The sequence below is a fragment of the Natronospira bacteriovora genome (genome assembly GCF_030848495.1).
GTDB lineage: Bacteria > Pseudomonadota > Gammaproteobacteria > Natronospirales > Natronospiraceae > Natronospira > Natronospira bacteriovora.
Genome location: NZ_JAVDDT010000008.1, coordinates 160,182 through 172,938 on the forward strand (window position 1 = coordinate 160,182; position 12,757 = coordinate 172,938).

A 12,757-nucleotide genomic window follows, 5' to 3' on the forward strand; every position below is an offset into this window, starting at 1 on the left:
AGCAATGATGACTGCGGGAGCTATCTGGATTCGGATTTTGCGCGCTCACCGGTCAGGCAGGCATGCATGCTCAGCCAAAATTGATCTTGGCCTCCAGATTCGCCCTTGAATCCGCATTTCTCAGCGCTTCTTCCAGTTCGATCTTGCCTTGCTGATAGAGCTGACTCAGGGCTTCGTCGAAGGTCTGCATGCCCGGTTCATTGGAGTCTTCCATGGCTTCGGCGATCTGCTCGATCTGCCCCTTGAGGATCAACTCGGCAATATAGGCGGTGTTGATCATCACTTCACAGGCCGCCACTCGCTTGCCGTCCACACCAAGAATCAGGCGCTGGGAAATGATGGCGCGCAGGTTCAGGGACAGATCCATGAACACCTGGCTGTGCAGCTCCTTAGGGAACAGATTGACGATGCGGTCCAGGGTCTGGTGGGCATTGTTGGAATGCAGGGTGGAGATGGCCAGATGCCCGGTGCCGGACAACTGGATACAGGACTCCATGGTCTCCCGGTCACGAATCTCACCGATCTGGATCACATCGGGTGCTTCACGCAGGGCACTGCGCAGGGCCTTGGCGTAGGACAGGGTGTCTTGATTCAGCTCGCGCTGATTGATGATGGACTTGCCGTGGCGATGGGTGTACTCGATGGGGTCCTCGATGGTGAGGATGTGGTTGTTGGCGTTCTGGTTGCGGTGGTTGATCATGGCCGCAAGGGTGGTGGATTTGCCGGAACCCGTGGCACCGCACATCAGCACCAGACCACGAGCCGTCATGGCCACGTCCTTGAGAACCGAAGGCAGCCCCAGAGTTTCAAGCTCTGGCACGCTGGATGGAATGTAACGCAGCACCATGGCCAGTTGCCCGCGCTGGCGGAATGCATTACCACGAAAACGGCCTACCCCTTTTTCGGACAGGGCGAAGTCCACCTCCATGTCCACTTCCAGTACACGGCGATCCCTTTCGCTAAGCACGCCCATGATGGCCTCCTCCACCATCTCCGGCGTCAGGACGGTCTTGCCGACGGAAGCAATCCGGCCTTCAACGCGGATTTTCACCGGCGCATTGGCGGTGAGGTAGAGATCCGAGGCCTTCTTGTCGGCCATCAGTTTCAGGTAAGGGGCGAGATTCATCATTAGCTATTGTCTCGATGACGGCTGACTGGCAAATGGATGACGCCGGCTTAGCGCCGGCGACCGCCCGGTTCCTCGTCTTCCATGATGTGCAGGCTTTCGGTGCCCTTCTCCAGATCCCGCGGCTGGCGCTCGCTTTCCAGCTTGATCTTCAGGCGCAGCTCATTGGCGGAGTCGGCATTGCGAATGGCATCTTCATAACTGATGCGACCGGCTTCGAAGAGGTCGAACAGAGCCTGGTCGAAGGTCTGCATGCCCAGTTCCCGGGATCGGCCCATGACTTCCTTGATCTCGCCCACATCCCCTTTCTGGATCAGGTCGGCCACCAGCGGGGTATTGATGAGGATCTCAACGGCCACGGACATGCCCTCACCATCGGAGTTGCGCACCAGGCGCTGGGAGATGATGGCCTTGAGGTTCAGCGACAGGTCCATCAGTAGCTGTTCCCGGCGTTCTTCCGGAAACAGGTTGATGATCCGGTCCAGGGCCTGGTTGGCATTGTTCGCGTGCAGGGTGGAGAGACAGAGGTGGCCGGTCTCGGCGAACTGCACGGCATAGTCCATGGTTTCCCGATCGCGGATCTCACCGATCAGGATCACGTCCGGCGCCTGTCGCAGAGTATTCTTCAGCGCCGCAAACCAGTCCTCGGTATCCACCCCCACTTCCCGCTGGGTAATCACGCAACCCTGGTGCGGGTGGACGAACTCCACCGGGTCTTCAATGGTTATGATGTGGCCGCGGCTCTTCTGATTGCGGTAACCCAGCATGCCCGCCAGGGTGGTGGACTTGCCGGAACCCGTCGCACCCACCACGATCACCAGACCCCGCTTGGTCATGGCGATCTCACCCAGAACGTTTGGCAGGTTGAGATCTTCCAGGCGCGGAATATCGGTCTTGATGGTTCGCAGCACGGCGCCCGTGCGCCCCTGCTGCACGAAGGCGCTCACACGGAAGCGGCCAATGCCACGCGGGTTGATGGCGAAATTGGCCTCCTTGGTGGCATCAAACACCTTGGCCTGCTTGTCATTCATGATGGCGCGCACCAGCAGAGCGCTCTGGTCCGGCCCCAGGGGCTTGTCCGTGAGCTGGGTCATCTCGCCATCCACCTTGATGGCCGGCGGGAAGCCCGCGGTGACAAACAGGTCGGAACCGCCACGCTGCACCATGGCCCGCAGCAGGTCCTGCATGTAACGTGTTGCCTGTTCTCTATCCATTCATTGTGTCCTCTGTACCCGCGACCGCCACCGATCAGGCGAAGCTTTCCTTGTTCATGGCCTTGAGACGGGCCTGGTTCTTGTCCACCACACCGCGTCGCACCAGATCCTGCAGGTTCTGGTCCAGGGTCTGCATGCCGGCACCCTGGCCGGTCTGGATGGCGGAATACATCTGCGCGATCTTGCCCTCACGAATGAGGTTGCGGATGGCCGGGGTACCGATCATGATCTCGTGCGCAGCCACGCGGCCCCCACCAATCTTCTTCATCAGAGTCTGGGAAATCACCGCCCGCAGGGACTCGGACAACATGGCACGCACCATGTCCTTCTCGGCCGCCGGGAAGACGTCGATGATACGGTCAATGGTCTTGGCCGCCGAACTGGTATGCAGGGTGCCGAAGACCAGATGCCCCGTTTCGGCGGCGGTCAATGCCAGGCGAATGGTTTCCAGGTCGCGCATCTCGCCCACGAGAATCACATCCGGATCTTCACGCAGGGCCGAACGCAGGGCCTCGTTGAAACCCAGGGTATCCCGGTGCACTTCACGCTGGTTGATCAGGCATTTCTTGCTTTCATGCACGAATTCGATGGGATCCTCCACCGTGAGGATATGTCCCATGTGATTTTCATTGATGTAATTGACAATGGCAGCCAGGGTGGTGGACTTGCCGGAGCCGGTCGGGCCGGTCACCAGTACGATGCCGCGCGGATTTTCGGCAATGTCCGAGAAGATCTTGGGCGCATTGAGGTCTTCCAGGGTCAGGATCTTCGAGGGAATGGTCCGGAAAACGGCGCCGGCCCCGCGCTTCTGGTTGAAGGCGTTGACACGGAAGCGGGCCAGTTCCGGAATCTCGAAGGAAAAGTCACATTCGAGAAACTCCTCGTAATCCTTCCGCTGCTTGTCGTTCATGATGTCATAGACCATGGCGTGCACCTCCTTGTGCTCCATGGACGGCATGTTGATGCGCCGCACATCACCGTGGACTCGAATCATGGGTGGCACGCCGGCGGAAAGATGGAGGTCCGAAGCGTCATTCTTCACTGCAAACGTCAGAAGCTGGGCGATATCGACCGCCATCGCTGGGTCTCCTCTGCGAAATGATCTGTCCCCCGGCAACAGGCTAAGATAGCGCCTCTGGCAACCGGCGCCGGTCACCGGGGGTGGCGCCCTCGGGCTGGCGGCGCCTACCGGCTACCAAGATAGCGCCGAATGCGCGGAATCCGCAAACCCGCCCACCCCTCGCCGGGGCCGGGGCACCACCAGACGGGCAAATTGAGGCATGGATCCAACAACGGCACTGGACAAGATCAAGGCACGAATCCGCAAGGCCGCGGCCCAGGCCGGCCGTTCGCCGGAGGCCATCCGGCTGCTGGCGGTCAGCAAGGGCAAGCCGGCAGAGGCCATACGCAACCTGGCGGGGGCCGGTCACACGGCCTTCGGAGAGAACTATCTGCAGGAAGCCCTGGACAAGCAGGGCGAACTGCTCGACCTGCGCGGACTGGAATGGCATTTCATCGGTCCACTGCAATCCAACAAGACCCGGGGTGTGGCGGAACACTTCGACTGGGTGCACTCGGTGGATCGCGTCAAGATTGCGCGGCGACTGCATCAGCAACGTCCGGACTCCCTGGCACCGCTGAACGTGTGCATTCAGGTGAATACCAGCGGTGAACCGCAGAAGGCGGGACTGGCGGCCGCCGAGCTGGGGGCGCTGGCCGAAGCCATCCGGGATCTGCCGCGCCTGCGGCTGCGCGGCCTGATGTGCCTGCCGGCACCTGACCAGGGGACGGAAAGCCGCCGCGCCGAGTTCCGGCAACTGCGGGAACTCAAGGCATCACTTGAAGCGAAGGGACATCCACTGGATACCCTTTCCATGGGCATGTCGGCCGATCTGGAAGACGCCATACGGGAAGGCAGCACCCTGGTGCGGGTCGGGTCAGCCCTGTTCGGAGCACGGGAACCGGGCTGAGCCCGCAGCGAACGATCGGCAACCACTGATATGATGAAGCCTTTCGGCATGATGCCGAAACGGCATTCAGCGAACACACAGCAAGCAGGGAGACAGCATGTCCGACAGCAGCATTGCGTTCATCGGCGGCGGCAACATGGCACACAGCCTGGTGGGCGGCATGATCGCCAGCGGCCGCAAGCCGACAAGCATCTGGGTTGCCGACCCCTTCGTGGATCAACTGGACAACCATCGGCACCGTCACGGCGTCAATGTCACCCAGGAGAACACCGAGGCCGCTGCCAATGCCGACGTCATCGTGCTCGCGGTCAAACCCCAGATCCTGCGGGATGCCGCTGCCCAGATCGCCAGCATCGTGCAGGAAAGAAAACCCCTGATGCTGTCCATCGCCGCCGGCCTCCGGGAACCGGACATCAGCCGCTGGCTGGGCGGTGACGTCCCGGTGGTACGTGCCATGCCCAATACCCCGGCCCTCATCCGCTGCGGAGCGACCGTCCTCTACGCCAACCCGTCGGTGACCGGGCAGCAGAAGGCGCTGGCCGAGGAGATCATGGGCGCGGTGGGGCTGTGCCTCTGGGTGGATGAGGAAGAACACATGGACGCGGTGACCGCGACCTCCGGCAGCGGCCCGGCCTATTTCTTCCACATGATGGAATGCATGCAGGCGGCCGCGGAAGACCTGGGGCTGCCGGCTGATGTGGCTCGCCAGCTGGTATTGCAGACGGCCCTGGGTGCGGCACGCATGGCCAGTGAGGGAGAAGACGAGCCCGGCACCCTGCGGGAGAAGGTGACCTCACCTGGCGGCACCACCGCCGCTGCACTGGAAGTGCTCGGCCAGGAAGACCTCGCCGGCGTCATCAAGAAGGCATTGACGGCGGCAAGAGACCGCTCCCGTACACTGTCGGACGAATTCGGCAAAGATTGAGGAGACCGCCCCATGGGCAGCCTTGCGACCCCCCTGTCCTTTCTCGTCAACACCCTGCTCAGCCTCTACACCCTCGCGGTGATGCTGCGCTTCCTGCTGCAGAAACTGGGGGCTGACTATTACAATCCCCTGACCCAATTGGTCATCCGGGCCACCGATCCGGTCCTGCGCCCGATGCACAAGGTGATGCCGGCCTGGCGGGGCTTTGATCTGGCAGCCGTGGTACTGATGCTGATCCTGCAGGCAATCAACGTGGTGCTTCTGGCCCTGATCCAGGGTGTGGGCATGCTGGATCCCTTCCAGATCCCCTTCTTCGCCGCCATCAAGCTCATCACCCTGTTCATCATGCTCTACATTTTCACCATTCTGGTGCAGGTGGTGATCAGCTGGCTGAGCCCCGGCAACCCCAACCCGGTGCTGGGGGCGCTGTGGACAATCAACCGCCCGGTACTGGATCCGGTGCGGCGGGCGATGCCCAACCTGGGCGGCATCGATATTTCGCCCATGCTGGTTCTGATCGGACTGTTCTTTCTCAATCTGCTGGTCCAGCAACTGTTCCTGCCGACCTTTCTGCTGCGCCTGTAAGCATGACGCCGGCCTGCTATTCTGATTGAGAGAGCGCCTGCCATGTGGCCCTTGCCCGTGGCAGGCCGGCCATCCAGCCAGGAGGTTGCCACCATGTCCAAGCGAGCAGTATCGATGCTCTCCTTCCTTGCCCTGATGTTCTACGCCGCGACCGCCCTGTCGGTGGAACAGCAACGGGAAACGGAGAACCACATCATCTATTTCAACGTGCTTCCCACCAGTGCCCTGCCGGAAGCCATGGCCCGAGCCTATGGCATCACTCGAAGTGAAACGCGGGTACTGCTCAACGTCACCGTACACCGCACGAGCGAGGACAATCCTGGACCGGTGCGCGCCCGGATCGAGGCCCAGGCCGTCAATCTGACCGGGCAGCTCAAGCGTTTCCGCTTGCGGGAATTGTCCGAGGACGATGCCATTTACTACATCGGCGACATTGGCATCAGTAGCGGCGAGAATCTGAATTTCGAGATCCGCGTCACCCCCGAAGGCAGTGACGCCGAAGAGGTGATCCAGTTCCGCAGGGCCTTCTGATGACGCCCGTTCGGGGACTGTGGTATTTTGCAATTACCCATTCGGAACCGGGTCTGATTCGTCCCGGGAACCCGTGTCCCATTAGCGAATTGAAAGGAGCCTCTTGATGGCAACGCGCAAGAAGAAGAAAACCGCAGCCAAGGCGGCCGAGAAACCGCCGACAAAAGCCCAGCTGATGTCCCGCATTGCCACCGACACCGGGCTGACACGCAAGGATGTGGAAGCGGTTTTCGAATCCCTCAACGCCGAGATCAAGCGCAACGTGGGTCGCCGTGGCCCCGGTTACTTCAACCTGCCGGGCCTGCTCAAGATCAAGACCGTCAAGAAGCCGGCCACCAAGTCGCGCAAGGGCATCAACCCCTTCACCGGCGAGGAGATCACCATCAAGGCCAAACCGGCCCGCAAGGCGGTCAAGGTCAGCCCCCTCAAGGGTCTGAAAGAAATGATCTGATCGTTCCCAGAGGGGAGAAAAACCGAAAACCCGGCCTGAGGCCGGGTTTTCTTTTGGCGCAATGACCTCAACTCAAGCCTGATCGGCCAGAAACTCGCGAATGGTGCGATGCAGAGGCGTCAGCTTTCCGTGAAAAAAATGCCCGACGCCCGGGAAGCGTTTCACCGTCGGCGCCGGATCATGGCTGTTGATCCAGCGGAAAACACCGTCGGCTTCCACCACTTCATCCGCCTCACCCTGCACCACCAGCCAGGGGCAATCCGGACGGGCGGGTTTTGCCTCACCGAAACGCTGCACCGGTGGTGCAATGCTGATCAGGCAGTCCGGGTTTGCCTTGCTGCTGGCTTGAATGGACACCTGAGCTCCGAAGGAGAAACCACCCAGCCAGAGGGGCAGGCCCGGATACCGTGCACGCAGAAAGGCAATGGCGGCCAGCGCGTCTTCCGTCTCGCCTATGGCGCGATCGAATTCACCCTCGCTCCTGCCGACGCCACGGAAATTGAAGCGCAGCGTGACCGCCCCCGCGTCCCGGAAAGCACGCGCCAGTGTATGCACGACCTTGTTGTGCATCGTGCCCTCATGCTGCGGATGGGGGTGGCAGGCAACGGCAATGGCTACGGGAGGATCGGCGGGGTGTTCCAGAATGCCTTCGAGCTGCCCCGCCGGGCCTTCGATCATGATCCGCTCACTGTTTCCGCTGCCCGTTGCCATCATCGATATCTCCCTGCCAAGATTGGGGGCGCATTGTAACCTGCCTCCATCAGGGCAGACAGCGACCCGAGGGCCAGCGCCCTCACTCGAGCAAGGAGACTGCCATGAAGCTTGAGATTCCCGGAATCGTCGATGACCAGGCCATCCCCGAGCGCTTCTGCTTTGGTATCCCGGCCAGTGATGGCCCCATGCAGCTGGGCGAGAATCGGAACCCCGCCATCCATTGGTCGGATCTGCCAGAAGGTACGCGCTCACTGGTGCTGATCTGTGTGGATCCGGATGTGCCCAGCGTCGCGGATGACGTGAACCAGGAAGGGAAAAGCATTGCGAAGGACCTGCCCCGGGTGGACTTCTATCACTGGCTGATGGTGGACATCGATCCCGGCCTGGGCGAAATCCGCGAAGGCAGTTGCAGCGAAGGCGTTACGGCCGGCGGCAAGGACTCGCCCCCGGGCCCGACCGGCAGCCGGCAAGGCCTGAATGACTATACGGGCTTCATGGCGGGCAACCCCGACATGGAAGGACAATACTTCGGTTATGACGGACCCTGCCCACCCTGGAATGACGAGCGACCGCACCGCTATCGCTTTCGCCTGATTGCCACCTCACTGCCGCGTCTGAACGTGGACGATGCCTTCCGCGGGCCGGATGTGGAAGCGGCCATCAAGGGTCACGTACTGGGAGAAGCCAGCATCACTGGCTGGTACAGCCTGAATCCGGCCGTCAGCGATCCGCCGGCCGGTGACTGAAGAAAACCGGTATCCGGTCGCGCCGGATTCACTCAATCCTGCAAGCGGCTCGCTGGCACGGTGAACTCGACCACTTCGGTTCGCCGGACACCGTCGGTTTCAGTCGGCCTGACCTGACCGGTGTAATCCCGCGCCTGAACCTGCTCCCGGGCCCGGTCCTCATAAATGCCAGAGGGCTGGGCCCCTACCACTTCCACGTTCTCGACTGTCCCATCGGGGAATACGGTGTATTCCACCTGCACGAAGCCGGAAACCTGGCGTTCCGGCACGCTGACCGGTGGCGGGGCTTCACGTTCGCGGGGCCCCTCGCGCACGAAATCACGCTGGGTCTCGCGACGACGCTCCTCGGCACCAGGCACATCCATGACACTGGTCAGATTTACCCGCTCGATGAAAGCCGCCGTACTCTCACCCTGGCTTTCGGGGTCGTAAAACCAGCGCACACCCAGCGACGCCATCATGAATACCAGGACCGAAGCGATCAGCGCGCAGACGAAAAGACGAACCAGAAGCATGCGGGGAAACCTCTAATGAAACGAATAGTGCAGACCTGTCATTATAGCAGCGGCCAGCGCTGAGCCCCATCGACGGAAATCCAACGCCACCCCATTGAGACCGTCGGGTGGCGCCCCGGTTCAGTTCCGGACCGGCCTCATTCGTGACGGTAGACCCGTCCGTCCTTCATCACGAAGTTCACCTTGAGCATCTGACCGATATCCTCGAGGGGATTGTCAGGAACACCCACCAGGTCGGCGCGCTTGCCGACGGCCACCGTGCCCAGATCATCGGCGATGCCCATCATCTCGGCCGCCACCCTTGTGGCGGACTGGATCGCGGCCATGGGCGGCATGCCCGCTTCCACCATGTAGATGAACTCCCTTGCATTGTCACCATGGGGGGAAACACCGCTGTCAGTGCCGAAGGCGATCCGCACCCCGGCCTCGTAAGCACGGGCAAATGTGTCCTGGATCAGGGGCCCGATTTCCGCGGCCTTCTCCCGCACCCGGGGCGGAAAGAAATCCTCGTCTTCGGCCATCTCGGCCACGAATCGACCGGCGGAAATGGTCGGCACGTAATAGGTTCCGTGACGGCGCATGAGGCGGATGATCTCCCGATCCATGTACGTCCCGTGTTCGATGGAGCGCACGCCGGCACGAATGGCCCGTTTCATTCCCTCGCCGCCATGGGCGTGTGCGGCCACATGGAAACCATAATCCCTTGCGGTCTCGACGATGGCTTTCAGCTCTTCCTCGGTGAACTGCGGATTCTCGCCGCTGTCGGCAAGACTCAGCACCCCACCGGTGGCCGTGATCTTGATGAGGTCGGCACCCTCCTTGTAACGATGCCTGACACCGGCGGCCGCCTCGGCAGGCCCGTTGATCACCCCGTGGCGGGGGCCCGGATCGCCCTGAATGTGATCGGCCCAGGCGTTGGTCGGATCGGCATGCCCGCCGGTAGTGGCCAGCGACTTGCCGGCGGCATGGATGCGCGGCCCCTTCACGTGACCGGCGCGAATGGCATCCCTGAGGGCGATGGACAGGCCATGGCTGTCGCCCAGTTCCCGCACCGTAGTGAAACCGGCCATGAGGGTTCGTTCGGCGAAAGGCACCATGCGAAACGCCACGTCACCGGGGTTTTCGGTGAAGCGGCGGATATAGGAGCCGGGTGCCAGCTCGGACGAGAGATGGGTGTGGGTGTCAATCAGGCCCGGCATGAGCGTTCTGTCCCGCAGGTCCAGGTAATCGGCCCCCTCGGGAACCGACTGGTAACCGGACTCGACCGCCGAGAAGCGACCCTCCTCGATCACCAGCGTCACCCCGCTGCGGAGACGATCCGACTGGCCGTCAATCAGCTGGCCGACATGAACGTAGAGTGGATCGGCCTGAAGGGGGGTGACAAGGAAGCAGAACAGGAGGGCAAGGCACTTTCGCATGGTTCATCTCCTGGATGGGATGAGCGGTGAAGAGGCAGTCTGACACAGACAGGGCCCCGCTTCGAAACCGGGGCCCTGCCATAAACGGGTGCGCTCTTGGGGTCGCTTACCAGAACCAGCGACCACCGGGCCAACGGCGATAAAGGTATTCGTCGAAACCGAAGACCCGCCCGGCGGCGCTGGCTGCCAGCACGAAGAAAATCATGGCCCAGATGGCGTCATAGTTGGCGGCAGACCAGAAATCGATGCCCTTGGCGAAGTGGAAGCTCAGCAGCAGCACGACACCACAGGTGGCGGCGGCACGGGAGGCGACACCGAAGATCAGGGCAAGGCCGATGAACAGCTCACCCCAGGCCACCAGAAAAGAGAACAGGGCGGGCACCGCCAGTACGACGTTCTCGAGAAACCAGGCGTACCAGCCGGGCGCACCCAGACGACTGTCGTCGCCCGGAAAGCCGGCCACGCTAGCTTCCACGAACCCCCGCGCGGAGAACTCCGATGTCACCTTCCGCCAGCCCGGAAAGAGAAACATGATCCCGGTAAAAATTCTGAGAAGGGCGATCGGCCAGCCGGCCAGTCGCGCATAGGCCTGCTCTTTCAGGGTGTCGATGATGGGCATTTCCTGCTCCTGGGCTGAGTGGTATGGCAGATCGGGCACTGGCGCCAGCGTGTGGTCGGCCGGGTGCCCGTCCAATCCGGATTAAGTGTAGAAGCTGAATCCGGCTCTGCCACAACCGGCGCCGGATGCCTCCCCCCACGTCGACACGGCGCCGGAAAGGGGCGGCAATCGCCGGCGGAATCTGATACATTTACGCCTTTTCACGCCCGGCGCGAGGATTATTCCCATTCCGGCGGCGGGCGAAGATCCCGAGTCCTCCGAATAGCTGGAGATCTGAACGATGCGTATTGCAGTGGTGACCCTGGCCCTGGTGGCCGCCATGACGGCCTCTGAACTCCGTGCGGAAGGTGATGTGAACGAAGGCCGGACCCTGTCCGACACCTGCGTTGGTTGCCACGGCGTGGACGGCTACACCAATGCCTACCCCACCTACAAGGTACCGATGATCGCCGGTCAGCATGCGGCCTTTATCGTTTATGCCCTTGAAGCCTACCGTGACGGTGAGCGCGAACACCCCACCATGGCGGGACAGGCCCGTGGCCTGAGTGACCAGGAATTCCAGGACATCGCGGCCTTCCTCGCCAGCGAACAGGCGGAAGAGATGCGCGCCTATCCCCGGGCCCGGGCAACCGGCAATATCCGCCGGGGCGAGGAAGTGGCCGGTGACCGAGGGTGCGCTGCCTGCCACGGAAGCGATGGCAACAGCCCGGAAGGCATGCAGCCGCCCAGCCCCATTCTGGCCGGACAGTATGCCGATTACCTCTATCAGTCGCTGCGCCAGTACAAGGACGGAACCCGAACCAGCGCGGTCATGGCCGGCCAGGTTCAGAACCTCAGTGACCGCGACATGCGGGATCTGGCCGCGTTCTACGCCAGCCAGCCCGGACCGCTCCGCGTGATGGAACAGTACCGCCGCTGATCGGGATTAATGGGCCGGCCACTCGCCAATGAGCGGGCCGGCCCTTGAATCCGCCGATGGCGGAGGCGTATACTCGCGCCCACGATCAAGCAACACCTTGCACGAAAAGGGTAAACCCGCCGAAAGGCGGGGGCGCAAAATCACCGGTCTAAGGGGCACAGGCCCTACGATGGCGGGATTGCCGAAAGCAAGTGCTTCTTTGCCGGACCCCCCCCTCCCATGGCAAAGAATGGACTCCCCCCCACCCGTCATCGGGTCTGCGCCCCTTTTCTTTTTTTCTGCATGCCCCCAAGTCGGAGGCATGCTGTACCTCGCTTTTTTCGCGATCAATCCACCCGGCGAACGCGCAGGGTCTGGTTGCGATTACCGACCCGCATCACAAAACTACCCAATGAGCCGCGGCGAATGGTGACCTCCGTTCCGGCGGGAGCGGCCGCGAAAGTATGCCCCCCGGGTCGAACAAGCTCCCAGCGTTGACCGTTGGCCAGGGTCAGAATCTCGCCTCGCGGCCATTCACTGATCGGCTCCACCAGGCGTGTACGCATACGGTCATGTCGCCGAGCCAATGGATGCTCGTCCTGGAAACCAAAGGTGGCAAACTCGTCTTCTTCACTGCGCTGCCAGGCGGCGAGCATGGCCTCGTCCGGCGCTGCTACCTCGCCGTCACCCAAGGCTCGAGTCAGGGCCAGGTTCAAGGCTTCCAGCTCTTGAGCATCCAAGCGATCCAGGCCCGCTGAACGAAACTCCTCGTCGCTCAGAAGCGCCTCCACGCTGACCGGGCCGGCAACCGTTGCTTGATTACCGGATGTGGCACAGGCCGCGAGAAGGCACAGCAAGGGCAGAACGGACAGCACTCGAATCATGGCGCAACCTATTGATTTGGATGTAAGAAGGGAAAAATTACCCGGAGAAGCCGGAGCCACCCGGACAGTCCGGCATCAGCCCCCTATAATGGGCACCTTTTGCCATCGCCGCAAACCGTTGCCTTGGGAAGCGATGCACACGACTTCCTCAATTCAGGAGA

At 61.9% G+C, this 12,757-nt stretch carries 15 protein-coding genes and 1 riboswitch; of the genes, 7 read left to right on the forward strand and 8 right to left on the reverse strand.

The genetic code is table 11. The features are described 5' to 3' along the window. Window positions 1–70 precede the first annotated feature (70 nt). The 3 genes from RBH19_RS12125 to RBH19_RS12135 are packed head-to-tail and all read right to left on the reverse strand — an operon-like array spanning window position 71 to window position 3,418. A complete protein-coding gene (locus RBH19_RS12125; protein WP_306729113.1) occupies window positions 71–1,129 on the reverse strand; it encodes a PilT/PilU family type 4a pilus ATPase in 1,059 nt (352 codons plus the stop codon). Between the two features lie 47 nt (window positions 1,130–1,176). Continuing rightward, complete coding sequence (locus tag RBH19_RS12130) at window positions 1,177–2,340, reverse strand: PilT/PilU family type 4a pilus ATPase (protein WP_306729114.1); 1,164 nt, start codon at window positions 2,338–2,340, stop codon at window positions 1,177–1,179. Window positions 2,341–2,374: 34 nt separating this feature from the next. Next, a complete protein-coding gene (locus RBH19_RS12135) occupies window positions 2,375–3,418 on the reverse strand; it encodes a type IV pilus twitching motility protein PilT (protein ID WP_306729115.1) in 1,044 nt (347 codons plus the stop codon). Window positions 3,419–3,620: 202 nt separating this feature from the next. Here RBH19_RS12135 and RBH19_RS12140 point away from each other — a divergent pair, with 202 nt between their 5' ends. The 5 genes from RBH19_RS12140 to RBH19_RS12160 all read left to right on the forward strand — a co-directional run bounded on the left by RBH19_RS12140 (window position 3,621) and on the right by RBH19_RS12160 (window position 6,802). Continuing rightward, window positions 3,621–4,310: a YggS family pyridoxal phosphate-dependent enzyme gene (locus RBH19_RS12140; protein WP_306729116.1), complete on the forward strand. Its 690-nt coding sequence runs from the start codon at window positions 3,621–3,623 to the stop codon at window positions 4,308–4,310. A gap of 97 nt (window positions 4,311–4,407) precedes the next feature. Next, a complete protein-coding gene (gene proC, locus RBH19_RS12145; RefSeq protein WP_306729117.1) occupies window positions 4,408–5,235 on the forward strand; it encodes a pyrroline-5-carboxylate reductase in 828 nt (275 codons plus the stop codon). A gap of 12 nt (window positions 5,236–5,247) precedes the next feature. Next, the gene (locus tag RBH19_RS12150) at window positions 5,248–5,820 is read left to right on the forward strand and encodes a YggT family protein (protein WP_306729118.1); all 573 of its coding nucleotides are present in this window, start codon (window positions 5,248–5,250) and stop codon (window positions 5,818–5,820) included. 93 nt (window positions 5,821–5,913) lie between these two features. After that, window positions 5,914–6,351: a DUF4426 domain-containing protein gene (locus RBH19_RS12155; RefSeq protein WP_306729119.1), complete on the forward strand. Its 438-nt coding sequence runs from the start codon at window positions 5,914–5,916 to the stop codon at window positions 6,349–6,351. 106 nt (window positions 6,352–6,457) lie between these two features. Beyond that, window positions 6,458–6,802 (forward strand): HU family DNA-binding protein, encoded by a 345-nt coding sequence (locus tag RBH19_RS12160; RefSeq protein WP_306729120.1) that lies wholly within the window; start codon window positions 6,458–6,460, stop codon window positions 6,800–6,802. 72 nt (window positions 6,803–6,874) lie between these two features. Here RBH19_RS12160 and RBH19_RS12165 read toward each other — a convergent pair whose 3' ends face one another. Further along, the gene (locus RBH19_RS12165) at window positions 6,875–7,516 is read right to left on the reverse strand and encodes an alpha/beta hydrolase (RefSeq protein WP_306729121.1); all 642 of its coding nucleotides are present in this window, start codon (window positions 7,514–7,516) and stop codon (window positions 6,875–6,877) included. Window positions 7,517–7,617: 101 nt separating this feature from the next. Here RBH19_RS12165 and RBH19_RS12170 point away from each other — a divergent pair, with 101 nt between their 5' ends. Beyond that, a complete protein-coding gene (locus tag RBH19_RS12170) occupies window positions 7,618–8,262 on the forward strand; it encodes a YbhB/YbcL family Raf kinase inhibitor-like protein (RefSeq protein WP_306729122.1) in 645 nt (214 codons plus the stop codon). Between the two features lie 32 nt (window positions 8,263–8,294). Here RBH19_RS12170 and RBH19_RS12175 read toward each other — a convergent pair whose 3' ends face one another. The 3 genes from RBH19_RS12175 to RBH19_RS12185 all read right to left on the reverse strand — a co-directional run bounded on the left by RBH19_RS12175 (window position 8,295) and on the right by RBH19_RS12185 (window position 10,814). Further along, the gene (locus RBH19_RS12175; protein ID WP_306729123.1) at window positions 8,295–8,777 is read right to left on the reverse strand and encodes an energy transducer TonB; all 483 of its coding nucleotides are present in this window, start codon (window positions 8,775–8,777) and stop codon (window positions 8,295–8,297) included. A 137-nt stretch (window positions 8,778–8,914) separates the two neighbouring features. Beyond that, window positions 8,915–10,195, reverse strand: coding sequence for a metal-dependent hydrolase family protein (locus RBH19_RS12180; protein WP_306729124.1), 1,281 nt, complete (start codon window positions 10,193–10,195; stop codon window positions 8,915–8,917). A gap of 106 nt (window positions 10,196–10,301) precedes the next feature. Continuing rightward, window positions 10,302–10,814, reverse strand: coding sequence for a DoxX family protein (locus RBH19_RS12185; protein ID WP_306729125.1), 513 nt, complete (start codon window positions 10,812–10,814; stop codon window positions 10,302–10,304). Between the two features lie 280 nt (window positions 10,815–11,094). Here RBH19_RS12185 and RBH19_RS12190 point away from each other — a divergent pair, with 280 nt between their 5' ends. Then, window positions 11,095–11,733: a c-type cytochrome gene (locus RBH19_RS12190; RefSeq protein ID WP_306729126.1), complete on the forward strand. Its 639-nt coding sequence runs from the start codon at window positions 11,095–11,097 to the stop codon at window positions 11,731–11,733. Between the two features lie 99 nt (window positions 11,734–11,832). Continuing rightward, window positions 11,833–11,919: riboswitch (cyclic di-GMP riboswitch) on the forward strand. A 140-nt stretch (window positions 11,920–12,059) separates the two neighbouring features. Here the strand turns inward: RBH19_RS12190 and RBH19_RS12195 are convergent. Further along, window positions 12,060–12,596: a hypothetical protein gene (locus RBH19_RS12195; protein ID WP_306729127.1), complete on the reverse strand. Its 537-nt coding sequence runs from the start codon at window positions 12,594–12,596 to the stop codon at window positions 12,060–12,062. Window positions 12,597–12,757: the final 161 nt, after the last annotated feature.

Coding starts and splice junctions, on each gene's coding strand:
- RBH19_RS12190 (WP_306729126.1), top strand. CDS start 11,095: ATGCGTATTGCAGTGGTGACCCTGGCCCTGGTGGCCGCCATGACGGCC.
- RBH19_RS12150 (WP_306729118.1), top strand. CDS start 5,248: ATGGGCAGCCTTGCGACCCCCCTGTCCTTTCTCGTCAACACCCTGCTC.
- proC (WP_306729117.1), top strand. CDS start 4,408: ATGTCCGACAGCAGCATTGCGTTCATCGGCGGCGGCAACATGGCACAC.
- RBH19_RS12165 (WP_306729121.1), bottom strand. CDS start 7,516: ATGATGGCAACGGGCAGCGGAAACAGTGAGCGGATCATGATCGAAGGC.
- RBH19_RS12135 (WP_306729115.1), bottom strand. CDS start 3,418: ATGGCGGTCGATATCGCCCAGCTTCTGACGTTTGCAGTGAAGAATGAC.
- RBH19_RS12170 (WP_306729122.1), top strand. CDS start 7,618: ATGAAGCTTGAGATTCCCGGAATCGTCGATGACCAGGCCATCCCCGAG.
- RBH19_RS12180 (WP_306729124.1), bottom strand. CDS start 10,195: ATGCGAAAGTGCCTTGCCCTCCTGTTCTGCTTCCTTGTCACCCCCCTT.
- RBH19_RS12125 (WP_306729113.1), bottom strand. CDS start 1,129: ATGATGAATCTCGCCCCTTACCTGAAACTGATGGCCGACAAGAAGGCC.
- RBH19_RS12195 (WP_306729127.1), bottom strand. CDS start 12,596: ATGATTCGAGTGCTGTCCGTTCTGCCCTTGCTGTGCCTTCTCGCGGCC.
- RBH19_RS12160 (WP_306729120.1), top strand. CDS start 6,458: ATGGCAACGCGCAAGAAGAAGAAAACCGCAGCCAAGGCGGCCGAGAAA.
- RBH19_RS12140 (WP_306729116.1), top strand. CDS start 3,621: ATGGATCCAACAACGGCACTGGACAAGATCAAGGCACGAATCCGCAAG.
- RBH19_RS12185 (WP_306729125.1), bottom strand. CDS start 10,814: ATGCCCATCATCGACACCCTGAAAGAGCAGGCCTATGCGCGACTGGCC.
- RBH19_RS12155 (WP_306729119.1), top strand. CDS start 5,914: ATGTCCAAGCGAGCAGTATCGATGCTCTCCTTCCTTGCCCTGATGTTC.
- RBH19_RS12175 (WP_306729123.1), bottom strand. CDS start 8,777: ATGCTTCTGGTTCGTCTTTTCGTCTGCGCGCTGATCGCTTCGGTCCTG.
- RBH19_RS12130 (WP_306729114.1), bottom strand. CDS start 2,340: ATGGATAGAGAACAGGCAACACGTTACATGCAGGACCTGCTGCGGGCC.